The following is a 24,637-nucleotide window of genomic DNA, read 5'->3' on the forward strand; positions in this document are numbered from 1 at the left end:
ACAATCTCCATTAGTTGAATTATTTTTTTGGCTCATTAACTATCCTCCTTTCTTTGAAACTTTCTTACCCTCTATAGTATTCTGCATACGGCATTCGTGTATAGGCGTATATAAAGTCATATAAAAGATTTTTTATAACAAAAATGGAGTGAAGTAACCGTATTGCTAACTGAACTGCTGTTTAAGTTTATACCATTTTCATCATTCTCATTAGAGGTGTTTCCTTTAATTATGTTGCTATCTGAAGAGGATAATAATAAAATCCCATTAGCCCCATTCTCATTGACGATGCCTCAAGATTGGAAAATTTATAAGACTCAATTACAAAAGCTGTTGGGCAGAAGAAGACTAGACACCGGATGGAAAAAACTAGTTGAATGCAATTATTTGGTTGGATTTAGTTGCTCCATAGAAGGGGAACAAGGAGACTAGATGAAGCATACACACAAGACCAGTTTAATAAGGGGAGGAAAAAACTAAACCAACCAACGTAAAATGAAATGGTCGATAAATGATCTATTGTCACTCACTTTAATTATGCTGGAGAATCCTTTATAATTTTCGCATAGACACACGTATCAATTAACTCATTTGTTTCTTCATTAATCCCATTATTCTCTAAAATTCCGTCTAATCCAAATCCCAATTTTTCCGGAATGGCACGACTTCTATCATTTTTAGTGTCGCAACGAATTTCAATTCTACGAGCATTCAGTACGCCTATCGCAAAATCTGCAATTCCTTCCACAGCTTCTGTCATATATCCTTTTCCACTAAAACGGCTATCAATCCAATAACCAATTTCAAACTTAGGTACATTCCAATCGATTCTATGTAATCCAGATGATGCGACAAATTGACCTGTGTCTTTTAAAAACACGTGCAATCGTAAGTCTTCTCTTGCTAAAAATTTAACATATGAATCTCTTATATTCGCCTCTACTTCTTCTATTGTTTGCTCTTTAGAAGCAAAGGGAAGCCATGGTTTTAGTTCATTTTTTGAAGCATTTATCGCCTCATAAACAACTTCACCATCACCGGGTTTCGCTGCACGTATAAGTAAACGATTTGTCGTAAATTCATCTGGAAAATCAAGTAATAATAGATTCAATGAACATACCCCCACTCTAAAATGATGATCTCAAAAAGCTGAACCAACTTTGGAGACAAGGCAGTTTTGCCCGCTCCAGCTGGTCCGGTGGTTTCATTTGATTACACTATTTTTCATGAACTACAGACTAACTCGCTCTTCACTCCAGTCCCACAGCTCCTCAGCCACCCGCTCATCCTTAGCTTCAGCAGACACATCGGTTTCTTTCATTTTATAAAAATACTTTCCTGTTACATTACTAACCTCATCGCTCGTAGCAAGGTGAATGGCCGTACTCGCGCCTTGAGCTGGTGTGAGGTAAAATGGTTTGAGCATCCGAGTGAACAATCGACCAAACTCCGTTTTACGATCAACACCGATATTCGTCGCAACAGCCCCAGGATGGAGTGCATTTACTGTTACATTCGTGCCTTCTAATCGTTTCGCTAACGCTTTTGTAAATAACACATTTGCAAGCTTTGAACGCCCATACCCTTTGGCTACATTGTATCCCCTTTCAAAATGAGGATCCTCAAAGTCCATTTTCCCCCATTTGTGTGCCCCGGAACTAACAACCACAATTCGTCCCGCTTCTGCCCGTTTGATTTCATCTAACAGCAAGTTTGTTAGTAAAAAGTGTCCAAGGTGATTCACACCAAGCTGCGATTCAAATCCGTCATTCGTTACTTGTCTTTTAAACGATATCAGACCAGCGTTATTCACCAATACATCCAGATGATCAAACTTTTCTTTAAATGCAGCGGCAAATGCTCGAATACTCTCCATTGAACCAAGATCAGCATTCATTAACGTGATTTCCTGCGAACCACTCTGTTCTTTTGCAGAAATCCAAGCCACCTTCCCTCTGCGGGGATCTCTACAAAGCATCACTACATGCATCCCTTGTTTGGCTAACTCTACTGCCGTTACCAATCCCATTCCAGAATTAGCTCCCGTTACTAACGCAATTTTCATTCCAATCACCTCTTGAAATTAGTATACAGGTTTTAGGTAAGAGGTAGAAGAAGGAAACCCAGGAAAAAACACCATACCCTCTTCGTTCAGTCCCCCTAGCCACCAATTGATGAATCTCCTTGAACTCAAAATAAACCAAAGAAAAACAGCCAACCCACCGGCTAGCTGTTCTCATCACTTCCTATAATCCTGCCGCAACCTCATCCACCATTCCTTGCACGGAAGTCAAGCCACCATCCGAATAGTACCAGTAGCTTGCGTCTAGATAAACGATATGATCATCTTGGGAGGCAGTGGTTTGTTCCACAAGCTCATTTTCCAAGTATTGCTTTGCAGAGGATGATTCGCCACCGACAAGTCCATCTTTGTCCACAACGAACAAGTATTCAGGGTTTTCCTCTACAATATATTCATACGAAATATTCTGACCATGCGTTGATTCGTCAATGGTGTCATCCAATGGCTTGAAGCCTAACACATCATAAATCATCCCAAAGCGTGAACCCGCTCCGTACGCACTTATTTTTCCATCGACCGCTAAAGTCACTAACGCACTTTTATCTTCAGCTGCAACTTCCTCATGTAGCTCATCAATCGATGCTTGAACAGCTTCTAACTGGTCTGCGGCTTCCTCTTCTTTGTCAAAAATCCCTGCTACTGTCATCACGTTTTCTTCAAATGACTCCATGTAGCGCGTCGTATCTAGACCCATGTAGATCGTTGGAGCAATGTCCGTGAACTCATCATACATGTCCGATTGACGCCCTGAAATAATGATCAGGTCTGGATCCATCGCATTAATGGCTTCAAAATCAGGTTCCTTCAACCCACCAACATTCACGTACTCATCATCTATATAGTGGGACAAATAGTTTGGGACTTTTTCATTTGGAGTTTTTGGTATTCCAGCCACCTCGACATCCAGTGAATCAAGTGTATCAAGCGTTCCGTAGTCGAATACGACAACCGTTTCAGGATTTTTTTCGACTGTCGTTTCACCCAGCTCGTGTTTAATCGTGATTTCTTCTTTATTATCATTAGTTGCATCTGACCCTGTCGAATCGTCCGTACCACAAGCGGCTAAAGTTAACGTTAGAGCTGCAATTGGTAAAAGAAATGTGTTTTTTTTCATCTTCTAGTTCCACCTTTATTAAGCGTAGTACACGCAAATTTTATTGTTGCATATATTTTCAATCTCGATATCCATCTCATAAATTTCTTTTAATACGTTTGACTGTATGATTTCTTGCACCGTTCCCTCACGCACCACTTTTCCGTCTTTCATCGCAATGATTTGATCGGAATAACACGAAGCAAAATTAATATCATGAATGACAATTGCCACCGTTTTTCCCCTTTCATCCACAAGCTTTCGAAGGACCTTCATCATTTGAACCGCATGTTTCATATCCAAGTTATTCAACGGTTCATCCAGCAAAATATAATCCGTGTCCTGCGCAATGACCATAGCTAGATAAGCTCGCTGCTTCTGCCCGCCACTCAGCTCATTTAAATAGGTGTCCTGCAAATCGGTCAATTCCATGTAGCGAATCGCTTCTTCCACATGCTTGTCATCTTCTTTCGTCAATTTCCCTTGCGAATACGGAAAACGGCCAAACGACACAAGCTCCTTAACCGTTAATTTCAGCGTGACATGGTTAGCTTGTTTTAAAATGGACACTTTTTTTGCTAACTCGTTGCCTCGACATTTCGCCACATCCAGCTCATCAATCGTGATTTCTCCTCCGTCAGACGTAAGCAAGCGACTTACCATGGAAAGTAGTGTACTTTTCCCCGCACCATTTGGCCCGATCAACGAGGTGATTTTTCCTTTTTGAATGGTAATCGAAACATCTTCCACGACCTTCTTTTTACCAAAAAGCTTGAACACATTTTTCGCTACAACCATTTACGATCGCTCCCTTAGTAATAAATAGAGGAAATACACCCCTCCGACGAAATTGACAATCACACTGAGTGTCGTGGCAAAAGTGAACACTCGTTCCACAAGCAGCTGTCCACCTACTAACGCAATGATGCTGATAAAAATGGAGGCTGCAAACAAATACGAATGGCGGTACGTTTTCATCACTTCATACGTCACATTCGCCACTAGCAATCCAAGAAACGTAATCGGTCCCACAAGCGCTGTCGCAATGGAAATGAACACGGCAATAATAAGAAATAAATGCTTCACAACCCGATCGTAATCCACACCTAGGTTGACCGCCTGATCCTTCCCCAATGCAACAACATCTAAGTATTTCAAATAAGGCAACATCCATATGACACCTAGTGCAATCGCAATCAAGCCAATCCACACAAGATCCGTGTGAATGTTATTAAAGCTCGCGAACATCTTATCCTGCACCCTTAAAAACTCATTTGGATCTAACAGCACCTGCATGAAGGTTGAAATACTGGAGAAAAACGTCCCAAAAATCAAGCCAAGCAGCAACAGAAAGTAAATATTCGACTCTTCCCGTTTAAATAAAAGCTTATATAACAAACCAGAGAAGACAACCATCACCGCAACCGTAATCATAAAATTCACATTGCGATTCATAATCATCACACTGCCTGATCCAATGATAAAAACGAGTGAGGTCTGTATCAACATGTAAAGAGAATCTAATCCTAGAATACTTGGCGTTAAAATTCGGTTATTAGTAATCGTTTGAAAAATGACGGTTGAAACTGCAATCGTCCCACCTGTTATGACCATCGCAAGAATCTTCATTCCTCTGCGTGGCATAATGTAATCCCAATTCCCACCAGCGTTTGTCAGCATATAAATGCCAATGAGTACAAGCGACAATACAGCTAAAATAAATACTTTCCATTTAAGATTCATGAGACTTTCTCCTAATCAATAAATAAGCAAATATCCCACTGCCAATGACACCAACCGTCAGGCTAATAGGCAATTCATATGGATAAATCACAATACGGCCAATAATGTCGCACACGAGCACAAAAAGGGCTCCAAGCAAGGCAGTATGCGGAAGATTTTTTTTCAAATGATCTCCTTGATAAATGCTGACGATATTAGGAATAATCAACCCAAGAAAAGGAATCATCCCAACTGTCAGTAACACGGAGGAAGAAACAAACGCCACAATCACAAGCCCAATGTTAACCACCGTTCGGTAATTCAACCCTAGACTCGTGGAAAAATCCTCACCCATTCCCGCAATCGTAAACTTATTTGCAAATATGTAAGCAAGCACCATGACAGGAATACTCGCATACATCAGCTCATATCGTCCGGATATCACGAGTGAGAAATCACCCTGCATCCACACAGTCATGTTCTGAATTAAGTTATTTTTATACGCAAAAAAGGTTGTAATGGAGCCAATTATATTACCAAACATTAATCCAACAAGTGGGACAAAAATGACATCCTTGAACTTAATACGATCAAGAATTTTCATAAATACAAAAGTTCCTAGCAAAGCAAAAAGAAATGCAATACCCATCTTTTGCAATGGGCTAGCTGCTGTAAAAAGCATCAACGAAACAAGAACACCGAGTCGTGCAGAATCCATCGTCCCCGCTGTCGTCGGTGACACAAACTTATTTCTCGTCAACTGCTGCATAATCAATCCGCACACACTCATACTCGCTCCCGCAAGTAAAATGCTAATCAGGCGAGGAATCCTGCTCACCCAAAATATATGAAGCTGGTCTTCTGATAAGCGGAATAAATCAAGCGGAGAAATCGCTGACACTCCAACAAACAAAGACCCAATTGAGAAAAGAACGAGTGCACTGGCCAGATATCGTTTTTTCATAATGGAAACCTAACTTTCTGTAAAAAATAGATTAAACAACGATAAAGAGAATCATTCTCAATAAAGATTAAAAAAAAAGAAAACCTCTCTTTTCTTGCCTACATGTAGATACTAAATGAAAACCATTCTCAGCGCAAGTATTTTTAGAAAAATATTTTTCTCTAGTTCATAATCAAGGTGGATATCGAAGGCTGTGAAGAGGGTATCCGCGGATATGGGCCCGATATCGAAGGTTACTCTACACATATCCGCGGTTCATGATAAATTTCCTACTCAAGTGTAAAGATATCTTTACACCCCCAATAGTTTTTATTATATTAAACGTAAAGATATCTTTACGTTTTGATTGGAGGGGTTTTTAATGCCAGTGATTAACCACATCAAAGAAATCAGGCAAAGAAAAGGCATTACACAAGTAAAAATGGCAGAAGATCTCCAGATCACTCGACAAACTGTAAATGCAATTGAGAAAAACAAATACAATCCTAGCTTGGAGCTAGCACTAAAATTGATCGCATATTTCAACGTGCCTATCGAAGAAATGTTTTATCTAGATCACAGAAAGGAGAAATGAGCGTGAAAAAACGATTTCAAGTGTTGATTTATATATTCATGTATGGAAGCATAGTGGCTGGCGCAATTTTAGGACTTTACCTGGTCGAGAGAGTAGAAGGTCCTGGTTTTGTTGACTATCATTTGGTCATTCCCATGTTAGTAGGGATCATTGGTGGAGCGGGTGTCCCCTTTTGCATTTCACTTTGGAACAAGAAGCGAAATAAAAAAGTGCCTGAAGTAGACGAACGCGTAATTTCACTATTACGAAAATATTTTTTAATTGTTCTTTATATCGTGTTGATCGGCAGCGGATTCGCTTTAGTTACCTTATATAGTCTAGGCGTGCACTCAATTGAAACGGGTATGTTAATAGCGGTCCTGTCCGGGTTGTACTCACTTATAGGGTTGGGTTTCCTTATAATAAAACGTCTATAGGAAGAACTATAAGAACTAAAAAAGTGTTCATTTCACCCTTCAATCTTCACGATCCGGTGGAATAAACACTTTTTACTTTTTTATCAATTAACTCAAACCGCTCACAAACGACCAGGATATCATCTGAGAACGTACGTCCAACTTGTTCCAACTCTTTCTTGAAGAACGTTTCATGCGCTTCTTTCCAATAGCGATACGTACGATCCCCTTCCCCCTCAGCAATCGCGAAGTCTTCAGGAACCTCGTTCATCGGCATAATCGAAACGTCTACTGTTTTGATTATTGCTAACGGCTCATCTTTACTACTCAAAATAATGCTATAGTCATTCACCCTAGGTAGCGGTTCATTTTCCATCTCGTAAAAAATATACCCTGAACATGTTGCTGTTTTAATCCTATCCATCACTAGTTGTGCAAGATCATCTGGCTGCGCGCCAAATTGCCAGGAAGTAACGGATGCTGGTCGTGGTTTCTCTCCCCAATACGTTTCCCAATATTGCTTTGCTAATTCATTCATGGATTTCATCCTCTTTTTTCCATCGTAAACTGTATTCTATCACAAGTGTAATGGTGATTTCTGTATATTAAATTTTTATGTTTTGTTTTATCGGCGTTTAGCCCGCTTTTATCGAAGCTTGTCCGGCATTTATCGAAGCCGCTCCCACACTTATCCGCAGGTTTGCATATTTTATCGAAGTCTATCTACACTTTATCCGCACATCATGACAAAAGACCTATACTCAATCTTCTATTTTTGCAGAAACAATACCAATTAATACGCCTAAAAGTGCACCCGTTGCTACTTCGATTGGTTGATGTCCGAGAACTTCATTCAGCTGTTTTTCACGTTTCACGTATTGTAAACTAGGATAGTCTCCTGAAATTTCTTCAATATTATCGTCCAGTTCATTTACTAGTCTAGCGATCTCCCCAGTATGACGTCTAATGCCCTGCGCATCATACATAACGATCGTCCCAAAAACGACAGCAAGAGCCGTTTCCGTATGTCGTGTTCCTCTATTGGCTGCAACATAAGAGGCAAGCGATGCAACACCTGCTGAGTGTGAGCTCGGCATGCCACCTGTCTCAAAGATCTGCTTCCAATCCCATTTCCCCGTTACTTTTTTGTGTGTGAGTATCTTAAGACCTTGAGCAATCCCAATGGCAGATAGCGCTGTCACAATTCCACGATTCATTATCTTCACCCTCAATTCCTTATACATGTGTTGATACAAATTCACCTTTTTACGTCTAATCCCCAACTCGAAAATAACCAGTCCACATATCAACAATTCATCTCTTGATTATTCCCACGTTAAAAGCATTTTAAAAGGTGGTGGTGACATTTGTTCTATTCGTAAAATGGTGATCGAGGGGATTAATGCGTGTTCTGTTCGTATTTATGCACAATTAAAAAGACACCTGTTCTGGTAGATGGTAAGAACCACATGTACAAGAAAGGTGCCTTCTAATCATCTGATGCAATCATGCGGAACAACGCACGAAAGTGATCAAGGATGCTGTATTATTGATCAATTCAATCACTATATTGGTTGGACAAAGTTGACTTCCATGGCTGCTTACCATGACAACGATCTCATTCTCGCGGAACATGGTGTCTTGCCCATGAAGACAACCGTAAAAATTTTGTCATTTAATTGCGATAACTTAATTTAAACAATCTATCACCAAGCCGGCCCTTAGTCACATTATCTACGCAGCTTCTTTGATGTTTTCAACAGCTTCTTTAATATGCTTAACTGAATATGAAATTCCCATGGCAGCACCGAAAAGTAATACTGATAAAATTAAATATCCTGAACCTGCACCAACAATGTCTATACTGATCGTGAAAATGGCAATTAAGATCACACGGATGACTAGTGAAAGTAAATCTAAAGTTATCATTACTCTCCCCATTAGATTTTTAGGAACTATTTCCATAAAAATAGTTTGACTTATTAATCTAGTTGAAGATACAGTCCACCCCATAAATAAATACACAAGGACAAAAGCCCATCCTTTAAGAATTAAAACCATCCCAATTAAAGATATTGAAAATAAAGTTATATTCGTAATTAGGAAAGTGAATTTACAGATTTTTGTTAATATGCGTGTAACGAGAATCCCAGCTAATACAGCTCCTAAAGCATAAGTTATTTCTCCTGAAGAAAAAACACTTACATTTTCTTGTAAATCAATATTAACAAATGCTGGAGCTAATAGATTTCCAACCATAAAAACAACGAACGGAGTAAAAACAGATAACCCAAAAATTATAAAACCTTTCATATTAATGATGAATTTAAGTCCTTTAGTCAATTCTTTATACGAATTTTTTTTAGTCTTCTTATCTTCGTTAACTGTAAATGAATATTTTAAAGGAATTAATAATAAAAAAGCAATTAAATAAGTTATCGAGGTTATGATAAATACAGTATGTAGACTATACTGCACTAATATAAAGACCGCAAACACACCAGCCATTACTTTTACAACCTGATTTTGTACTTCTAAAACACTATTAATTTTTTGATATTTCTTTGGTTTAAATGTTTCTTGAACTAGTGCATATTGAGCTGGAAAGTATATTTGTCGTATAACCATCGATACTACATAAATAATAGTTAGAACTGATGTAGAATAACTTCCCCAAAATATACCCCAAAGTGAAAAAAAACTAAGGATAACTGCACCTGAAAAATTTGCTGTTAATAATATTTTTTTTCTAGAGTACTTATCTATATATATCCCTATATATGGACCAATTAGGATCATTATTGCGGTAGAGAATAATATAGTTATACCGAGTGGGCTTGCCGTTCCAGTACTCTCAACAATGTTCCAAGAAATACCGATAAGTACCATCCCTTTGCCCACACTTGAAAATAGATTAGCTAATATTAATGTTCTCAAAGTATTATTTGTAAAAATCTCACTCAAACAAAAAACTCCCTATTCCCTCAACATAACAAACTCTACCAACATTTATATAATTATCTGTAAATAAAAAGGCAAACTCCATCAATTTCACTCTCCATCTTCATCACCGATTACATCTTTCTTAATGCCGTCCTAAGTGGGATTAAAATGTAGCAGAAATACCTACATTCCAATGTTAGATAGCGCTAGATTTTTCCGTATCTGCTTGCGATATGTCACTTGGCATTTCTCCTTCAAAGTGTTCGGAAACTGCCCACTCATATTTATTCCAGCACCACATGTGATTAGGAGCTTCACGAACTGTTTCATACGTCGTTTATAGTCGCCGTCAACATAGCTGTCAAAAAAAACCCACAGTATAACCAAAGTTGAAAAGACTTAAAATATACTTTTTCTACTCGTAACTACCTCCATAATTAATGCCTCCTTATTTTTTGGTTTCTTGTTCTCATTCTTATTTGCCACCATTAATTTTTCGTCGACGGTGGTAAGATAAAAAAGAACACCACACAAAAGAAAGCGCTTTCTAAAAACAGTTTAGCACAATTTTTCAACTATTTTCTCATTAAATATCCAAAGATGGATTACATTCCATCATGGAAAAAAACACACTCGTATTCCGAGTGTATTTCCATGGAGTGAGCATAGAAAAGTTGTGGGTACCATTCGTTCACCAGCCTTCGACATATGATTATTTTCGTAGAGATTTTTTGGAAAAACCTTTGCCTTAATCATTTGTTATAAAATACGGAAATCCTCTCAGCGAAACTTAAATTTCCATAAAAAAACACACCCGTATTCCGAGTGTATTGTCAGTAAGCATGACGCCCAACCTCTTTATTTCCCCCTCAATAGCTGCATGCGCTCATTGAATAAAGTCGGATACGATAAAAATCCAAGCATGACACTTGTGACGGCGGCGGTTGTTAATAGTAGAAACATAACAAGTAGTTGGAATTGTACCGCTTGAACAGGGTCCGCACCTGCAATGATCTGACCACTCATCATCCCTGGTAATTGAACAAGACCCACTGTTTTTTGACTTTCGATTGTCGGGATCATGCTCGCTTTTATGGCATTCATCAGCTGTGTGTGAATCGCTTGTTTCGGTGTTCCACCGAGTGAGAGAATTAGTTCTGTTTCATCTTGATGCGTTTCCACTTCTGCTGTGAATCGATTGAGGAACAAAATGGAGAGCACCATGGAGTTTCCGACGACCATACCGCTTATGGAAATAATGTATTGAGCTGTCGCGGGTATAATGTTGAACCCAATCAAAATACTCTGCGTCAGTACTTCAACAAACACTAAGGTTATCCCCACTTTCCAAGTGATCCCTCTAATCGATGCGCCTTTTTTCTGCGCATTATGAGTAGCGACGCCGATCATCAAGGCTACCATTAAAAAGATGTAAACCAAACTTTCAGTGTCAAAAACGAATTTCAGAATGTAACCGACTGCTAGAAGTTGAATAATGGAGCGGATCGTCGCAATGATCGTGTCTTTTTCCAAGTCTAAACGAAGTGTTTTCGATAAAATAATCGGAATAAGAACGAAAATAAGAGTAATGGATAACGTTAAAAAACTCATTCCACTTCTCCTTTCACAAACCGCTTCACTTTGTCATTTACAGGTGATTTCAGCAAGTCACTTTTCCCTGTCTCGATAACTTCCCCGTCCATCATGACCCATGTATAGTTACCAATTGTCAGCGCCTGTTGTAAATTATGAGTAATCCAAATAATAGTCGTGTTGTACTTACGGTTGATTTTTACAATAAGTTCTTCGATTTCCTGCAATGATGTCCGGTCTAGCGAAGACGTGATTTCATCGAGCAATAAGATTTGAGGACGGTTAACGAGTGTTCTTGCAATCGATACTTTTTGCCGCTGTCCACCAGACAAATCCCTGATGTTCCGAGACAAAAACTCTTCATCCAAACCGACATCGTGTAATAATTCCTTTGCCTCATCTTCGGGTAGTTGTTTACCTTGCAGCTCCAAAGGCAATGACAGGTTTTTCATCACGGTGCCGTTAATCATCGGTGCACTTTGTAGTGCCATTCCGACAAGCCTGCGCAATTCCACTGGTTCATAACTGCTAATCATTTTATCCTTAATATAAATTTCTCCCGAATCAGACGACAGGAGACCATTACATAATTTGAGCAATGTGGTTTTCCCTGCCCCTGATGGACCAACCAAAGTAGTGATTTTACCCTCGGGAAAAGATCCCATAATCGTGTTTAAAATAGGTCGACCTTCAACAGAGTAGTTAACATGATTAAAATGAATGGCAGGTTTATAGCTCGTTTTCATCTATTTCACATCCTTATTGGAAACAAAACAGCACACAGGCGCCATTTCTATTTTTCCCATTTTTCGTCGAGCAAATTCTTTATTCGTTTACTATGACGTTTTTCTTATTTATAATAATTATCATTTAATATAATATACCATTAAATAGAATAAAGTGCAACTTAATTGAGAATTAATTGTTTTAATTGAGAATAATAATCACTATTAACCATTTGTTAAAAAGCTTACCGGGTTTATTTATTATACAAACGATAATTATTATTAACAATAAACACCTCCACCATAAACATGAATTCATATAAGGAAAAAGGTTCTTTTTTATCACCTCTAAATACTGCCCAACACCGGAGTTACTTTAATCCTTACGACTGCATACAATCACAGCAAATTAGCCGAACCTTTTTCACGCAGAGACGTAGACTAATAACAAATAGTTTTTATTATCATGATTGTTATTACTTGATGAGGATATTGATGGATAGAAAAAGTGAAATGGTGCGATCGAACTCATGGCTTACTAGCCTGTTTGTTGAACAAATGATATTTTGAAAACTGATTAAGGAGTGATTTGAATGGAAATATGGATTCCCGTTATCGTTGCTATTGTTAGTTCTTTGGTTTCTTATTTTTCCGCTGTTGCCAAAGGAGAAAGTGATTTAAAGGCTTTGGAAATTCAGCATCAATCAGATTTAGCGAGACTGGCTAGAGAACAAAAACATGACTTAGATAATCAAAATGCAAGTGAAATTGAACGGGTTGAAAAAATGCTACAAACTGATCTACTAAAAGAAGTAGTAGAGCAATCTATGAAAATGCCTCAAATGCAAAAAGAGGTGAAAAAGGCACTGCTGCATGAAATGCAAGCGAAGAAGTCATCAAAGAGACGAAAACGAGAATAGCCTCATAGCTATTCTTTTTTATTTTGGGAAAGGACAAATTTGAGATAATGTCTGACTGGAACGACATCAGAAGAAATGTAAGTTTTAATCGCGAAAAAATTTATCCGATTTTCTTCACATCCGCTCCACCTAGTTTTCTGTAGGATGAATCATCGTTGCAATCATACCCATTCGCAGTATAAAGATGAACCGAAACACACTCCGTACCTCTTTTGCCGTCTAAATGAACCCGTTCGATTACTAGTCCATTTCTCACAAAACGCTGATATCTTGCTATCAAACTTCGATATAACAAGAGCGAACGCTGATATCGTATGCACAAACTTCGATAAACACCTCGCATCCTTCGATATCCCTCCGCACACACTTCAATTAAACGGTCTCGTATCCGTTAAACTTCTTTCCATAAAAAAAAGCACCGTCCGTGAAAATAAGACAGTGCTCACAAAATCAATCATATTTTTATTGGGCTTAGTGGTCCAACTACACTCGCTTGTTATCCACTCTCCATTACTTTATCCGCATAAACGATCGCTTGATCTAAAAAAATCAGAATCCGCTCATCAATCGGATATAATCCAAGTTCCTCCGATTTTTCTTTCGATTTACGGACCTCCCAAAACTTTTCCATCAATTCTTCATCACCATTAAACGTTTCGTGAGACAGGATCTCTATATCATCGACGATCAATTGAGCTATTTCAGATTGTGGCGTCTCTCCCGTTTGAACACAGAGTTCTATTCTCTTTAATAGGTTCATCCACTTTTTTGTTGTAAGATCATCGTTTTCTAATTTAGGAAGCTGCTCAGCTAAGATTTGATGCTCTTCTTCACTAAAATAGCTCTGCCAATCGCGCTCCTTTTCTTGATTCACCACAAGAGTAAGTAGCGCTTTCCAATCAATTGTTCCTTCAAGTTCTATCGTATGTATTAAGGAGGTAGTCTGTAAAATTGATTGTTCAATTTCAGCTCGTTGCTGTTCGAGAACTGCTTTATGAGCTGTTACTATAGCATGAGTCGATTTTTCCGATAAAATTTTTTTGCTATCTTCCAATGACAGAGATAACGATTTTAATAATAAAATTTTCTCCAACCTTAAAATATCGTCTTCACTGTAAAAGCGTTTTCCGTTCTCATCTTTTCTTGAAGGCGGCACCAGACCGATCTGATCATAGTAACGCAGTGTTCGCACAGAAACATGTAATTGACGAGCGAGTTCACCCGTTGATACCAAGGTCATCAATCTCCCTTCCAAAAAAAGCTTGCAGATGACGTTACGTCACCCAGTAAACTAATTTTACCATATACTTTGGGAGGGATTACGTATGAAAGAAAACCGTTGGACATGGAAAGAATTTATTGTGCTAGTAAGCATGGCAATGATCTTCGTACCTTTAGTCATCGATTGGCAGTTAGCAAGTTGGCTAGACGCTGTTATGCAAAATGATTTGTATAAAGGAACATTGATCGGGCTGATTTTAGCCATTTTATTTACTGGTAGCACTTATTTCATTGCCCTGCGACCCCACGGATATTCGTGGCAAGCCATTGGAGTTGGTTCAGTAAAAAAATCGCAGTGGAAAACCATCGTTTTTTGGACGATAATCTATATTTTTGTTGGTCTCCTATATGTCATTATTTTAGAAGTGATCGGGTTTGGTTCAGCGAACGCGAAAACTGAAGCTGCCGAAGCCAATCTAACACTGTTCGGGTTCATGATCGGTTTTTTATCCGCCGCAGTTATTTCACCGATATACGAGGAATTGTTTTACCGAGGATTTATCTATACATGGCTGCGAAGCCGATTGGGTATTAGGAGTTCCATGTTGATTAGCTCACTCATTTTCACACTCGCCCATATCCCAACCTACAACACCCTCGTACTGAACTTTCTTGACGGTATGGTCTTCGCGTGGGTGTATGAAAAAACAGGGTCCATTGTGTCGAGTATGGTTGTTCATGCGGTGTTAAATGGGATTACTGTTGTGTTGATATTTTTGTTTTAAAAATTCAAGCGGCTGTGGTCTTCCTTACCTATCAAGTATACGATTGGTATATGAATTAACCTTATGACGACTGGAGGAAAGCAACGTGAGTGAAGATTTAAAAGAATTGATCTATCAACTAGAATGCAGCCACTTAAAACCGTCTGTCCGAACGTCTCAAAAGGAACTTTCAGACATCCTAGCAGACGACTACTTTGAATTTGGCAGTTCTGGAAACGCGTATAAAAGAGAAGATTATTCAGGAAAAGCACCACTATTACCAGATCGTCTACTAATCTCCGACTTCGAGATGAATCAGTTATCTAAAGAGACCGTACTGACCACGTACAAAATTAATAATGAAACACGTAACCAAAAGTCTCTCCGCAGCTCCGTTTGGCGTTTTCGAAATGGAAAATGGAAGTTATTTTTTCATCAGGGAACGAAATCTGACTCATTTTAGCCTTTACCTTCCAAACGCAAGATGGACATATATAGCATGTCGCGCAGAATGGTAATTCCCATACGTGTACCTGGTATCAAATTAGACTGCTTTTGTTTAGGGGAGATCTGATCTATTGTGACCGAATACGGATGCACCCTTTCGTATGAAGTAGTTTCCCTTTAATCGGCTGATCTTTGAAGCAATAAAAAATCGTAACCCTGAAGAAGCTAGAGAAGTCATGCATAGGAACTTAAAAGTTGCCATAGATGGCTTAACAAAAAGTTAGTCTTTGAAACAGCTGTACTGACAGTTCTGTACAGCTGTTATTTATGGATTAACATCTCCACTTACCTGTTCAATCTACTAGTTCATTTTTCACAAAACGCCGATATCTTGCTATCAAACTTCGATAAAACAAGAGCAAACGCTGATATCTTATGCTTAAACTTCGATAAACACCTCTCATCCTTCGATATCCCTCCGCAAGAACCTTTTTTATTACTTTAACCTTCCTCATTTTTTACAATTGCTAGAGTTTGATGATCCTCCCATCTCCCATTAATTCTTACATTTTCTTTTGCTATTCCCTCTTTATGAAATCCTGCTTTTTCTAAAACTTTGATTGAACCTTTGTTATGAGGCATGACCCCGGCCTCAATTCGATGAAGTTCCAACTCTTTAAAGGCATAGTCAACAGCAAGTTTCACTGCCTCTGTCATATACCCTTTTCCATTATGTCGCTTGTCTAAACAGTAACCAATCCAACAACTTTGCAAATCGCCTCTGACAACTTCAGATAATGCGATAGTCCCAACTAATTCTTTGCTATCCAATAGGAAGATCCCAAAAGAGTAACCAGTATACTCTTGTACTTGTAAAATATTTTTATTAATTCGTTCAATTTGGCCCTCAAGTGTATAAAACTTCTCACTTCTTAAAGGTGTATACATCTGAAAAAAATCTCTATTATTTAGTTCGAGCTTTAACAAATCCTCCGCATCAGAAAGTTCTGATAGCTCAATCGATATTTGTTGCCTGTTTAACATTCCTTTTCCCCCTTTAGGATCTACCCTTTTATACCTTTCCAAACTGTCCAGCAATCTTTTTCTACAATTTTTTCAGTCGTTGATAGTTGAACATCTATGTAGCCGACCAACTGATGAAGCTCCTCATCCGAAAGTTCATGAAGAATGGAACGACCGGTTCTAGAGCGGATATCCGTTAACAACTCATCTTTTGAAACATACATTTTTCTTGTTTCCCATAGCTTGATTTCTTCAATTGAAGTAAATCCTACTTTTTCTAGAGCACTTACCACTGTTTGACTATCATGTCTTCTGTCCGTTTCAATTTGAGCTAAATGTGGAAACCGTTCGAATATATATCCTCTTATGTGCGTTTGATTTCCTCTAAGCAAACAGTCCTCAGAGGTACGGTCTTGGACAATAATAAGACCATTCTCTCGCAACACTCGATGGACTTCTTTAAAGCAACTCGTTAAATCTTCTATATGATGAATCAAAGCACGTTCCAATACTATATCGGCAAATTCATCTGGCAAGCGGGTATGATCAGCGGGTCCAATTGCAAAATCAACCTGATCCAAGTGAGAGCTATTCGCACGCGCCTCTTCAATCATCACCTCAGAAAAATCAATTCCTGTTACACGCTTGATCCCCATCTCCGCTAAAGCCTTCGTATATATACCTCCGCCACATCCTATATCCACTGCTTGATTTAGCTCGTTGTCACCAATCCATTGCATCAAACATTGCTCCCAATCTTTACTTACTTCTCTTGAAGAATAACTACTTTTTACGTTTGAGTCGTGAAAGTTAATGGCCATTACAATCCCCCCTTGGTCATTTCACTATACTCAGAAAACATCAATAAGAAAATTATATAATCGTTATGATTTTCAATAAGTATTACTTATGCCATTTGCCTCCAACCAATCTTTGAACAACCTTAATAAATTCACTGCCCTCTTTTGATCCTTTTCTTTTTAGTAAATAAGTTGCCGAAGATGGAAGGTCAATCTGGTCCTTGGATATTTCAAGCATTCTGCCTTCTGCCAATTCTCTTCGAACGACAGAGCGCGGCAAGATCGAAAAGCCAATTCCTTCTTCAATAAATCGTTTTGTGACATGAACTTGGGAGACTTTCATAGTCCGGGTAAAGGGATATCGATTTTTCACTTCTATTAATACTGACTCCCAATATTCAGGGTGATTGTGGGTCAATAAAAGCTCTCGTTCCATTAGTTCCTCCAATTCAATAGGGGGTCCATTTTCTAGTTCTCTGCCATCATGTGGCGCAACAATGACGAGTGGCTCCTCATACAATTTTTCACAAGTCAATCCGAGTAGATTCGCCTTCATACTAGACAACCCAAGATCTGCAACCCCTTTCCCCACTTCCTCACTGATCACATCTGATTCGACCGCTCGAATAATGACTTCCGTCTCCTTATGTCCACGCAGAAATGTCTTCACCCAATATGGTAAGTACGTTGAGGCAATCAGAGGTGAGACCGCTAGCGTAAGGGTCTGTTGGTAGCCCTGTCTCAATCGCTCAATTTGCTTGTTTCCTCTCTCCACCTCTTCAATAATCGATTTCGCATGACTAAGAAATTTCCTTCCAGCCGAGGTAAGCGTGACGACTCTTCCTTTTCGTAAAAACAATTCAATGCCCAATTCTTTTTCCAGCTGTTTGATATGGACCGTTACCGTTGGTTGTGATAAATACAACACCTCAGATGTTTTATGAAAATTTTCATAGGTAGCTGCAGAAATAAATGTACGGAGCCAATTGAGATTCATGAATGATTGCCCTCCCTCCTCAATTGATTACAATATATAATCATTATCACATTAAATGAATATTTTTAATAATCAATTTTATCCTATACAATAAACGTACGATAAAAAGGAGAGTGATTTACATGAATACAACTCAATGGAGTAAAGGGCTTGAGGGTGTGATTGCCGCTGAGACAGCAATTAGCTTAGTGGATGGAGAAAAGGGGAAGCTTATTTATAGGGGATACGACGCCAAAGAGCTTTCACTGAATCATTCATTCGAAGAGATTTGTTTTCTTTTATGGTATGGTCGTTTGCCAAGTCACAAAGAATTAATGACACTTTCAAATGCTTTTCGCAACGATCGAGCGTTGCCTGAGCACCTACTACACATCATGAAACAGCTACCTCCAGAAATGTCAATGATGAGTGTGATTCGAACACTTTTATCTGCACTTGAAGACCCGTCTTATCAATGGCCACCTACAATTGAACAAGCGATCCGACTCACGGCCGTCGTACCCACCATCATTGCTACGCGTACCGCCATCCTTAAAGGGAAAGAACCAACAGCACCGCACCTTTCACTTGACCACATTGCAAATTATTTATATATGATTCACGGTACTTCACCATCTTTAGCACATGTAAAAGCCTTGACTACCTACGCTATCCTCACAATGGAGCACGGAATGAATGCATCCACTTTTTCATCCCGTGTGATTGCCTCTACCGAATCCGATTTGATTTCATCTATGACGGGAGCAATTGGAGCTATGAAAGGACCTTTACATGGTGGTGCACCGAGTGAAGTAACGGAAATGTTACATGAAATTGGTACAAAAGAACATACTGAAAGCTGGCTAACTTCTAAATTAGAAAACAATGAAAAACTGATGGGTTTTGGCCATCGCGTGTATAAAACAACTGATCCCCGAGCCGAGGCACTTAGAGAGATAACAGGAAAATTGTCTGAAGAGGACGTTTGGCTAGAGCTTGCTTATCACGTAGAAGAGACTGCTCTTCGTTTACTCGATCAATACAAACCAGGCCGGAAGTTGTATACCAATGTTGAATTCTATGCAGCTGCTGTCTTGAAAGCAGTGGAAATTCCAAACGAATTGTTCACCCCAACCTTCACCCTCAGCCGAATGGTTGGATGGACAGCCAATGTCATCGAGCAATCCATCGACAATCGGATTTTCAGACCACAGTCCCTATATACTGGAGAGATTCCAACACCATAACATGAAAGCGCCCGTTCTTTTATTATGAAAGAACGGCCGCTTTTTTCGCCTTGGTCAGAATTGCTCCAAGCATTGCTATCATAAACTTCTCCACCACCAAAACAAACATATAAACTTCCTGAATTGCCTAGAGGGAATCTATACAGCCACTACAACGGCTGCTAAGGCATACTTTTATTGGAATGCTCGTAATTGCTAACATTTTTAAAAGTTCTTTTATTATCTAAGTTCCTACTTAATTAGAGTTATAAAATTAATTTTTATAAATTTATCTGGGTAATTAGGAATAGACTCAGTACAATAATTGCAAGTACTATTTTACCCACACGGAATAAATTTGCAATTTTTTTTGTCTTAACTTCACCAATAACAAATATGATCCAAAGTGAAATTATACCTAAAGGAAGCAACAAGTGAATGAAAGGCTCAGGCATAAAAATTAATGCACCTGCGATGTATACTAAACTTACTCCTATTACAATGATACCTGTCACGATATTGATCAACACCATGATCCCTCTTTTTTGTTTATTTACCTTTATTAAATTCAATTCAATTGGTTGATAGATAACCCCTAATAATATTTGCGAAAGAGAAATTAACATTAAAGCCATCATGAAAACAACTAAAGAAACATACAAAAGTTTATTATTATATAATCCATCCATTAAAAGGTATCCATAGAAATAAAGGATGTTTAACCAGATTAATAACAGAATTAAACTTAATCGGTGGTTGGCTGATCTAGAGGGTTTTCGTACAAAATAAAGAATTAATAAACTTGAACCAATAATTATCGTCAGCCAAAGGTACGGAAATATTTGTTGAAATGTTAACAGAGAAAAACTAACGATTACAGAAAATAACATTGATATTAAGCTTAAGCTAACTAAAATTGAATTTCTAAAAGGAAAATAAGCATTATTTAATTTTTGAGCAAATTTCTTCTCATCCCCAAAATCTAACTTCGTTTTTTCTTCTGCCTCTTTTTCATTGAATCCTTGTTCTTGGTAGTAAGATTTTTTATCTCTAAAGTGAGTTGCTAACTCTTGTTGTAAATCTTTTCTAGTCGAAGGATTTAATTCAATAAAACTTATTACCTTATCCAAGTAACTTTGTATACTCAACTCCAATCACTCCTCATTTAGTGTAGAAATAATGTTATTAATATCTATCCAGCTTTGCATTTTGTTATGATGAAGATCTTTTCCTTCTTCTGTTATTCTGTAGTATTTTCTCCGTCCACCTTGAGTTTCATCTCCCCAATATGATTCAATATATCCTTTTCTTTCTAACCTCTTTAGTATGGAATACAAAGTACCTTCGCTTAATTGATAGGCCTCCCTGATTTTGTTTACTGTGTTTATCATCATAAAACCATACATATCCTTTTTTCTTATTAATGAAAGGACTATAAATTCTACGCTGCCTTTCCATTGCTCCTTATCCATAATTTCACTCCTTTGGTATTAATATAATGCGTATTACTACGCATTGCAAGGTAGTTTGAGTTGCGTGGTTGTTATAAGGTTATGCAATTCCTTTTTATAGTGTGAAGGGTCAATAATAAAAAAGGAGGGACATACTATGATTACTAAAGCTTCAGTGGTAAATACAGATGAAATAAAAGCTCAATATATTACGTATTGTAAAAAAACAAGAGATGATAATGAAATTTGTATTCGCTGTCTCAGCTTTTTTGCAACCTATGCTGTTTTTTCAAACGGCCAAGCTAGTTTCCTGCATTGTGGATGTTGATAATTTATAAGAAATAACCTAAGAAGCAGCACCTTTTTATTGTAATTAATAATTACAATAAAATAGGTGCTTTTTTACTCGCTAGTATTTATTTGGCATGGTTATTATTTTAGGTTCCTGGGCTTTGTTTAAGTTTAAGGTTAACTGACACAGCAGGATGACGCAGTTTGGAAAGCAGGTGAAGGATTTCAATGTACAGCCAAATGAGGGTTACAAGCAAACCGAATCCTGCATACCATTCAAAGTACTTCACAATGCCGAGCAGGATTGCTTCAACTTCTAATCAAAATTAAAGACGGTTCTATTTCACACAAATTAGATGTTATACACAAATGTTGAATTCTATACAGCTCTAACGATTTGTTCACCCCAACCTTCACCCTCAGCCGAATGGTTGGATGGACAGCCAATGTCATCGAGCAATCCATCGACAATCGGATTTTCAGACCACAGTCCCTATATACTGGAGAGATTCCAACACCATAACATGAAAAGCGCCCGTTCTTTTTTCACAAAAGAACAGGCGCTTTTTTAACAATCGTTATCCATAAAGCGACTCTTATGCTTTGTTTCTCGACATGCGGTTTGCGATTGCTTGTAAAATAAGGACCACGCCAACTAATAGTATCGACATAGCTGCTGCTGTATAATATTCGCCACGGATGATATTTTGGAAAATCGCCAAACTCATCGGTGCCCACTCCGCGGGTGCTATTAAAATAGATATACTTGTTTCTTTTATAACGGTGATAAAAACGAGCAGTGATCCAGCTGCAATACCCGGAAGCATAAGTGGTCCGATAATCGTGATTGCTGCAGTTAAAGGAGTTGCCCCTAGATTAATCGCTGCTTCTTCAATATCTTGTTTAATTGCCCTCATTGTACCCATCGTCGAACGCACCATATAGGGCAATCGTCGAATGGTATAGGCTAAGATGAGTAACAAGGCCGTTCCTGTTAAATGAAGAGGCGCGGTGTTAAACGTTTGAATCAAGGCAATCCCAAAGGCGATCCCTGGCACCACTAAAGGAACAGAGGTGAGAAAATCGAGCTTGGATGAGTTTTGTCTCACCACAAAATAGGAAACAAACGTGGCAATAATGACACTAAGAATTAACGCACCTAATGCCAAAATGATACTGTTTTGAATATTCCCCATCGACGTGGTAAAAACCGTTTGATAATGCTTCAATGTGTATCCAGAAGGAAGAGCATCTTTCCCCCAAGTCGTTGCAAACGATTGGAGACCAATAGATATAAGCGCAAGTAAAGGCACCATCACAATTAACAACGAATAGAGAGAAAGTGAACGTGTTAATAACTTGTTGTCGTTTAATTTCTGTTTCTTTGGTTTGCCTGAAACCGAACCGTAATTCTTTCCTTTTGTAAATAAATGCTGTAACCAAAAGAAGAAAGCCGCCACTAGCACCATCATTACGGTTAGAATCGCTGCTCCACCCCAGTTATAAAAGCCCGCTATTTCTCGATACGCTTCCACAACTAATAGATTCAAATTTTTCGGTGCCAAAATAATAGGTGTTCCAAAATCTGAAAAACTGACGGTGAAAATAAGCAAAAAACTTGAAATCACCCCAGGTATCGCTAACGGAAACGTAACAAAAAGGAATGTAAACCAATTTTTCGCACCTAAATTTAATGATGCTTCCTCGAGCGTCACATCACTGACTTTAAATGCTGCCACAAGTGGCCATAATGCATAAGGAAAGAAGAAGAACACTTGAACCATCACAATTCCTGTCATCGAATACGGATCGATGAACATCCCCTCTCCACCTAGTGAGTGATAAATTTGTGTGACCCATCCCGTACGACCAAACATGATGATGAAGGCATATGCTGAGATGAATGTAGGAATAATTAATGGAATTATGCACAAAGCAGAAATTGTTTTCTTAAAAGGCATGGTTGTCCGAGCAATCCCATAAGCAAGTGGGATACAAATCGTTGTAACAATTACTGTTACCATAAGGCCTAACCACAAACTATTTTTTAACCCTTCAAAATAACCTTTATTACTAAAGATAGCCTGATAATTATCCAAAGACATATTTTTTAATTTTTCCATCGTCGAGTTAAAAATAGCGGGATCTGTAAGAGCACCAAGTAAGTTAACTGGTTCATCTGTAAAACTAACTAAAAATACCGAAAAGAGCGGGAGCAATAAAAACAGAAAGAAAAATAGATAAATAAGAACCTTTATGATTGTTAGGCCATTCAGGAAATTAGCTATTTTTTTCATATTAACAATACCCTTTCGGAGTCAATTACAAGTTTGACAGGGGTACCTTCCTTCAAGATATTCGCACCTGAAGAATACGTTGCATCGGCAACTAACGTATAATCATTTACCTGAATATCATACCGGACAATCGAACCTAAATAAGTAGATACAAGTATTTTCCCATTCATCGTATTATTGAACTCGTTCGAAACATCCGTATCCATTAAAAAAACTTGAATATGTTCAGGACGGATGATCATATCTACTTCTTCTTTTTTGGGATTAGCAATAGAGCGCAATGTGAATCCATTTCCTTGAACAGTCGTTTCGTTCGTATCTCTTTTTATCACCTTACCTTTCAATACGTTGGAAGTGCCAACAAAGTTTGCAATAAATGACGACTTCGGATGACTATATATATCTGTTGGTGTACCAATTTGAATCACTTCACCGTGATCCATTACTGCCACGCGGTCTGCCATGCTCATCGCTTCTTCTTGATCATGCGTAACAAAAATGGTTGTTATGCCAAGGTCTTGTTGGATGCGACGAATCGTATTTCGCATCGAATGGCGAAGTTTTTGATCCAGATTGGATAACGGTTCATCCATTAACAATACGGCAGGTTCCATCACAAGAGCTCGCGCTAATGCTACACGTTGCTGTTGACCACCCGAGAGCTCACTCGTTAAGCGGTTTACATATGGTGTCAATTCTACATAATCTAAAATTTCCATCACTTTTTCTTCGATGTGTTTAGGTGGTTTCCCAAATTTCCTATTAAGCAATCTTGCATAAATTCCTAACTTCGAGAACACATTGCTGTTGTTTAACTCTTTAATGTTCAAACTGTATGCAACATTTTCAAACACATTGAAGTGAGGGAACAACGCATAGCTTTGAAAAACCATTCCGCAATTTCGTTTATTTGCAGGGATGTCTTTCACTTTCTTGTCGCCAATTAATATTTCTCCCATCGTAGGATTTTCAAATCCGGCAATACAGCGCATCGTAGTCGTTTTCCCACAACCTGAAGGTCCCAAGAGGGCAAAAAACTCGCCTTCTTGGATGTCCAAATTAATATCCTTTAATGCTTTAACATCATTAAATTCTTTTGTTAAATTGTTTATCTTTACTGACCCCATTA

General features: G+C 38.3%; 27 protein-coding genes and 1 pseudogene. 8 read left to right on the plus strand and 20 right to left on the minus strand.

The features are described 5' to 3' along the window. Nucleotides 1-535: 535 nt before the first annotated feature. The 6 genes from AB1471_RS14190 to AB1471_RS14215 all read right to left on the minus strand — a co-directional run bounded on the left by AB1471_RS14190 (nucleotide 536) and on the right by AB1471_RS14215 (nucleotide 5,862). Nucleotides 536-1,111, minus strand: a complete 576-nt coding sequence (locus tag AB1471_RS14190; RefSeq protein WP_367780430.1) for a GNAT family N-acetyltransferase — start codon at nucleotides 1,109-1,111, stop codon at nucleotides 536-538. 120 nt (nucleotides 1,112-1,231) lie between these two features. After that, nucleotides 1,232-2,071 (minus strand): SDR family oxidoreductase, encoded by an 840-nt coding sequence (locus AB1471_RS14195; protein WP_367780472.1) that lies wholly within the window; start codon nucleotides 2,069-2,071, stop codon nucleotides 1,232-1,234. A gap of 175 nt (nucleotides 2,072-2,246) precedes the next feature. Next, the gene (locus AB1471_RS14200) at nucleotides 2,247-3,197 is read right to left on the minus strand and encodes a siderophore ABC transporter substrate-binding protein (RefSeq protein ID WP_367780431.1); all 951 of its coding nucleotides are present in this window, start codon (nucleotides 3,195-3,197) and stop codon (nucleotides 2,247-2,249) included. An 18-nt stretch (nucleotides 3,198-3,215) separates the two neighbouring features. Beyond that, nucleotides 3,216-3,974, minus strand: coding sequence for an iron ABC transporter ATP-binding protein (locus AB1471_RS14205; protein WP_367780432.1), 759 nt, complete (start codon nucleotides 3,972-3,974; stop codon nucleotides 3,216-3,218). Then, nucleotides 3,975-4,919, minus strand: coding sequence for an iron chelate uptake ABC transporter family permease subunit (locus tag AB1471_RS14210; RefSeq protein ID WP_367780433.1), 945 nt, complete (start codon nucleotides 4,917-4,919; stop codon nucleotides 3,975-3,977). Continuing rightward, complete coding sequence (locus AB1471_RS14215) at nucleotides 4,909-5,862, minus strand: ABC transporter permease (protein ID WP_367780434.1); 954 nt, start codon at nucleotides 5,860-5,862, stop codon at nucleotides 4,909-4,911. The genes AB1471_RS14210 and AB1471_RS14215 overlap by 11 nt, the downstream gene beginning before the upstream one ends. A 361-nt stretch (nucleotides 5,863-6,223) precedes the next feature. On the opposite strand from AB1471_RS14215, the gene AB1471_RS14220 reads away from it, so the two are divergent. Together AB1471_RS14220 and AB1471_RS14225 are read left to right on the plus strand one after the other, a co-directional pair. Further along, the gene (locus tag AB1471_RS14220) at nucleotides 6,224-6,436 is read left to right on the plus strand and encodes a helix-turn-helix transcriptional regulator (RefSeq protein ID WP_367780435.1); all 213 of its coding nucleotides are present in this window, start codon (nucleotides 6,224-6,226) and stop codon (nucleotides 6,434-6,436) included. A 2-nt stretch (nucleotides 6,437-6,438) separates the two neighbouring features. Beyond that, entirely contained in the window at nucleotides 6,439-6,852 is a 414-nt protein-coding gene (locus tag AB1471_RS14225; RefSeq protein WP_367780436.1) for a hypothetical protein, read from the plus strand. Nucleotides 6,853-6,898: 46 nt separating this feature from the next. Here the strand turns inward: AB1471_RS14225 and AB1471_RS14230 are convergent, their stop codons facing one another. The 5 genes from AB1471_RS14230 to AB1471_RS14250 all read right to left on the minus strand — a co-directional run bounded on the left by AB1471_RS14230 (nucleotide 6,899) and on the right by AB1471_RS14250 (nucleotide 12,113). After that, the gene (locus AB1471_RS14230) at nucleotides 6,899-7,369 is read right to left on the minus strand and encodes an ASCH domain-containing protein (RefSeq protein ID WP_367780437.1); all 471 of its coding nucleotides are present in this window, start codon (nucleotides 7,367-7,369) and stop codon (nucleotides 6,899-6,901) included. Between the two features lie 223 nt (nucleotides 7,370-7,592). Then, the gene (locus AB1471_RS14235) at nucleotides 7,593-8,057 is read right to left on the minus strand and encodes a divergent PAP2 family protein (RefSeq protein ID WP_367780438.1); all 465 of its coding nucleotides are present in this window, start codon (nucleotides 8,055-8,057) and stop codon (nucleotides 7,593-7,595) included. A gap of 508 nt (nucleotides 8,058-8,565) precedes the next feature. After that, the gene (locus AB1471_RS14240; protein WP_367780439.1) at nucleotides 8,566-9,795 is read right to left on the minus strand and encodes an MFS transporter; all 1,230 of its coding nucleotides are present in this window, start codon (nucleotides 9,793-9,795) and stop codon (nucleotides 8,566-8,568) included. An 837-nt stretch (nucleotides 9,796-10,632) separates the two neighbouring features. Next, a complete protein-coding gene (locus tag AB1471_RS14245) occupies nucleotides 10,633-11,385 on the minus strand; it encodes an ABC transporter permease (RefSeq protein WP_367780440.1) in 753 nt (250 codons plus the stop codon). Beyond that, on the minus strand, nucleotides 11,382-12,113 hold the full coding sequence (locus tag AB1471_RS14250; RefSeq protein WP_367780441.1) for an ABC transporter ATP-binding protein: 732 nt from the start codon (nucleotides 12,111-12,113) through the stop codon (nucleotides 11,382-11,384). The genes AB1471_RS14245 and AB1471_RS14250 overlap by 4 nt, the downstream gene beginning before the upstream one ends. Nucleotides 12,114-12,685: 572 nt before the next feature. On the opposite strand from AB1471_RS14250, the gene AB1471_RS14255 reads away from it, so the two are divergent. Then, on the plus strand, nucleotides 12,686-13,012 hold the full coding sequence (locus tag AB1471_RS14255) for a hypothetical protein (protein ID WP_367780442.1): 327 nt from the start codon (nucleotides 12,686-12,688) through the stop codon (nucleotides 13,010-13,012). A 496-nt stretch (nucleotides 13,013-13,508) separates the two neighbouring features. On the opposite strand, the gene AB1471_RS14260 is transcribed toward AB1471_RS14255, so the two are convergent. Further along, entirely contained in the window at nucleotides 13,509-14,252 is a 744-nt protein-coding gene (locus tag AB1471_RS14260) for a MerR family transcriptional regulator (protein ID WP_367780443.1), read from the minus strand. An 85-nt stretch (nucleotides 14,253-14,337) separates the two neighbouring features. Between AB1471_RS14260 and AB1471_RS14265 the strand changes: the two genes are divergently transcribed. Both AB1471_RS14265 and AB1471_RS14270 read left to right on the plus strand, forming a co-directional pair. After that, the gene (locus tag AB1471_RS14265; protein WP_367780444.1) at nucleotides 14,338-15,018 is read left to right on the plus strand and encodes a CPBP family intramembrane glutamic endopeptidase; all 681 of its coding nucleotides are present in this window, start codon (nucleotides 14,338-14,340) and stop codon (nucleotides 15,016-15,018) included. A gap of 85 nt (nucleotides 15,019-15,103) precedes the next feature. After that, the gene (locus AB1471_RS14270; RefSeq protein ID WP_367780445.1) at nucleotides 15,104-15,460 is read left to right on the plus strand and encodes a nuclear transport factor 2 family protein; all 357 of its coding nucleotides are present in this window, start codon (nucleotides 15,104-15,106) and stop codon (nucleotides 15,458-15,460) included. A gap of 485 nt (nucleotides 15,461-15,945) precedes the next feature. On the opposite strand, the gene AB1471_RS14275 is transcribed toward AB1471_RS14270, so the two are convergent. The 3 genes from AB1471_RS14275 to AB1471_RS14285 all read right to left on the minus strand — a co-directional run bounded on the left by AB1471_RS14275 (nucleotide 15,946) and on the right by AB1471_RS14285 (nucleotide 18,264). Beyond that, on the minus strand, nucleotides 15,946-16,488 hold the full coding sequence (locus tag AB1471_RS14275; RefSeq protein ID WP_367780446.1) for a GNAT family N-acetyltransferase: 543 nt from the start codon (nucleotides 16,486-16,488) through the stop codon (nucleotides 15,946-15,948). A gap of 20 nt (nucleotides 16,489-16,508) precedes the next feature. Next, complete coding sequence (locus tag AB1471_RS14280; RefSeq protein ID WP_367780447.1) at nucleotides 16,509-17,288, minus strand: class I SAM-dependent methyltransferase; 780 nt, start codon at nucleotides 17,286-17,288, stop codon at nucleotides 16,509-16,511. Between the two features lie 82 nt (nucleotides 17,289-17,370). Beyond that, nucleotides 17,371-18,264, minus strand: a complete 894-nt coding sequence (locus tag AB1471_RS14285; protein WP_367780448.1) for a LysR family transcriptional regulator — start codon at nucleotides 18,262-18,264, stop codon at nucleotides 17,371-17,373. Nucleotides 18,265-18,386: 122 nt separating this feature from the next. Here AB1471_RS14285 and AB1471_RS14290 point away from each other — a divergent pair, with 122 nt between their 5' ends. Next, nucleotides 18,387-19,490 (plus strand): citrate synthase/methylcitrate synthase, encoded by a 1,104-nt coding sequence (locus tag AB1471_RS14290; protein WP_367780449.1) that lies wholly within the window; start codon nucleotides 18,387-18,389, stop codon nucleotides 19,488-19,490. 260 nt (nucleotides 19,491-19,750) lie between these two features. Here AB1471_RS14290 and AB1471_RS14295 read toward each other — a convergent pair whose 3' ends face one another. Beyond that, complete coding sequence (locus tag AB1471_RS14295) at nucleotides 19,751-20,617, minus strand: permease prefix domain 1-containing protein (protein WP_367780450.1); 867 nt, start codon at nucleotides 20,615-20,617, stop codon at nucleotides 19,751-19,753. A 6-nt stretch (nucleotides 20,618-20,623) separates the two neighbouring features. Next, nucleotides 20,624-20,941 carry a PadR family transcriptional regulator gene (locus AB1471_RS14300; protein WP_367780451.1) on the minus strand — a complete coding sequence of 106 codons (318 nt, stop codon included), beginning with the start codon at nucleotides 20,939-20,941 and terminating at the stop codon, nucleotides 20,624-20,626. A gap of 136 nt (nucleotides 20,942-21,077) precedes the next feature. Here AB1471_RS14300 and AB1471_RS14305 point away from each other — a divergent pair, with 136 nt between their 5' ends. Next, on the plus strand, nucleotides 21,078-21,248 hold the full coding sequence (locus tag AB1471_RS14305; RefSeq protein ID WP_367780452.1) for a hypothetical protein: 171 nt from the start codon (nucleotides 21,078-21,080) through the stop codon (nucleotides 21,246-21,248). A gap of 109 nt (nucleotides 21,249-21,357) precedes the next feature. On the opposite strand, the pseudogene AB1471_RS14310 reads toward AB1471_RS14305, so the two are convergent. After that, a pseudogene (locus AB1471_RS14310) lies at nucleotides 21,358-21,507 on the minus strand (Bax inhibitor-1/YccA family membrane protein); the annotation flags it as partial. Nucleotides 21,508-21,638: 131 nt separating this feature from the next. On the opposite strand from AB1471_RS14310, the gene AB1471_RS14315 reads away from it, so the two are divergent. Then, nucleotides 21,639-21,734: a hypothetical protein gene (locus tag AB1471_RS14315; protein WP_437342371.1), complete on the plus strand. Its 96-nt coding sequence runs from the start codon at nucleotides 21,639-21,641 to the stop codon at nucleotides 21,732-21,734. Nucleotides 21,735-21,807: 73 nt separating this feature from the next. Here the strand turns inward: AB1471_RS14315 and AB1471_RS14320 are convergent, their stop codons facing one another. Together AB1471_RS14320 and AB1471_RS14325 are read right to left on the minus strand one after the other, a co-directional pair. Next, a complete protein-coding gene (locus tag AB1471_RS14320) occupies nucleotides 21,808-23,508 on the minus strand; it encodes an ABC transporter permease (protein ID WP_367780453.1) in 1,701 nt (566 codons plus the stop codon). Then, the gene (locus AB1471_RS14325; protein WP_367780454.1) at nucleotides 23,505-24,635 is read right to left on the minus strand and encodes an ABC transporter ATP-binding protein; all 1,131 of its coding nucleotides are present in this window, start codon (nucleotides 24,633-24,635) and stop codon (nucleotides 23,505-23,507) included. The genes AB1471_RS14320 and AB1471_RS14325 overlap by 4 nt, the downstream gene beginning before the upstream one ends. Between the last annotated feature and the right edge of the window lie 2 nt (nucleotides 24,636-24,637).

The sequence above is a fragment of the Jeotgalibacillus marinus genome (genome assembly GCF_040801915.1).
In the GTDB taxonomy this organism is placed as follows: Bacteria; Bacillota; Bacilli; order Bacillales; family Jeotgalibacillaceae; genus Jeotgalibacillus; species Jeotgalibacillus marinus.

Excerpts from the sequence above, each read along its gene's own strand:
- AB1471_RS14200 (WP_367780431.1), bottom strand. The coding sequence starts at position 3,197 with ATGAAAAAAAACACATTTCTTTTACCAATTGCAGCTCTAACGTTAACT.
- AB1471_RS14205 (WP_367780432.1), bottom strand. The coding sequence starts at position 3,974 with ATGGTTGTAGCGAAAAATGTGTTCAAGCTTTTTGGTAAAAAGAAGGTC.
- AB1471_RS14210 (WP_367780433.1), bottom strand. The coding sequence starts at position 4,919 with ATGAATCTTAAATGGAAAGTATTTATTTTAGCTGTATTGTCGCTTGTA.
- AB1471_RS14215 (WP_367780434.1), bottom strand. The coding sequence starts at position 5,862 with ATGAAAAAACGATATCTGGCCAGTGCACTCGTTCTTTTCTCAATTGGG.
- AB1471_RS14220 (WP_367780435.1), top strand. The coding sequence starts at position 6,224 with ATGCCAGTGATTAACCACATCAAAGAAATCAGGCAAAGAAAAGGCATT.
- AB1471_RS14230 (WP_367780437.1), bottom strand. The coding sequence starts at position 7,369 with ATGAATGAATTAGCAAAGCAATATTGGGAAACGTATTGGGGAGAGAAA.
- AB1471_RS14245 (WP_367780440.1), bottom strand. The coding sequence starts at position 11,385 with ATGAGTTTTTTAACGTTATCCATTACTCTTATTTTCGTTCTTATTCCG.
- AB1471_RS14250 (WP_367780441.1), bottom strand. The coding sequence starts at position 12,113 with ATGAAAACGAGCTATAAACCTGCCATTCATTTTAATCATGTTAACTAC.
- AB1471_RS14255 (WP_367780442.1), top strand. The coding sequence starts at position 12,686 with ATGGAAATATGGATTCCCGTTATCGTTGCTATTGTTAGTTCTTTGGTT.
- AB1471_RS14260 (WP_367780443.1), bottom strand. The coding sequence starts at position 14,252 with ATGACCTTGGTATCAACGGGTGAACTCGCTCGTCAATTACATGTTTCT.
- AB1471_RS14265 (WP_367780444.1), top strand. The coding sequence starts at position 14,338 with ATGAAAGAAAACCGTTGGACATGGAAAGAATTTATTGTGCTAGTAAGC.
- AB1471_RS14275 (WP_367780446.1), bottom strand. The coding sequence starts at position 16,488 with ATGTTAAACAGGCAACAAATATCGATTGAGCTATCAGAACTTTCTGAT.
- AB1471_RS14280 (WP_367780447.1), bottom strand. The coding sequence starts at position 17,288 with ATGGCCATTAACTTTCACGACTCAAACGTAAAAAGTAGTTATTCTTCA.
- AB1471_RS14285 (WP_367780448.1), bottom strand. The coding sequence starts at position 18,264 with ATGAATCTCAATTGGCTCCGTACATTTATTTCTGCAGCTACCTATGAA.
- AB1471_RS14290 (WP_367780449.1), top strand. The coding sequence starts at position 18,387 with ATGAATACAACTCAATGGAGTAAAGGGCTTGAGGGTGTGATTGCCGCT.
- AB1471_RS14300 (WP_367780451.1), bottom strand. The coding sequence starts at position 20,941 with ATGGATAAGGAGCAATGGAAAGGCAGCGTAGAATTTATAGTCCTTTCA.
- AB1471_RS14305 (WP_367780452.1), top strand. The coding sequence starts at position 21,078 with ATGATTACTAAAGCTTCAGTGGTAAATACAGATGAAATAAAAGCTCAA.
- AB1471_RS14315 (WP_437342371.1), top strand. The coding sequence starts at position 21,639 with ATGGTTGGATGGACAGCCAATGTCATCGAGCAATCCATCGACAATCGG.
- AB1471_RS14320 (WP_367780453.1), bottom strand. The coding sequence starts at position 23,508 with ATGAAAAAAATAGCTAATTTCCTGAATGGCCTAACAATCATAAAGGTT.
- AB1471_RS14325 (WP_367780454.1), bottom strand. The coding sequence starts at position 24,635 with ATGGGGTCAGTAAAGATAAACAATTTAACAAAAGAATTTAATGATGTT.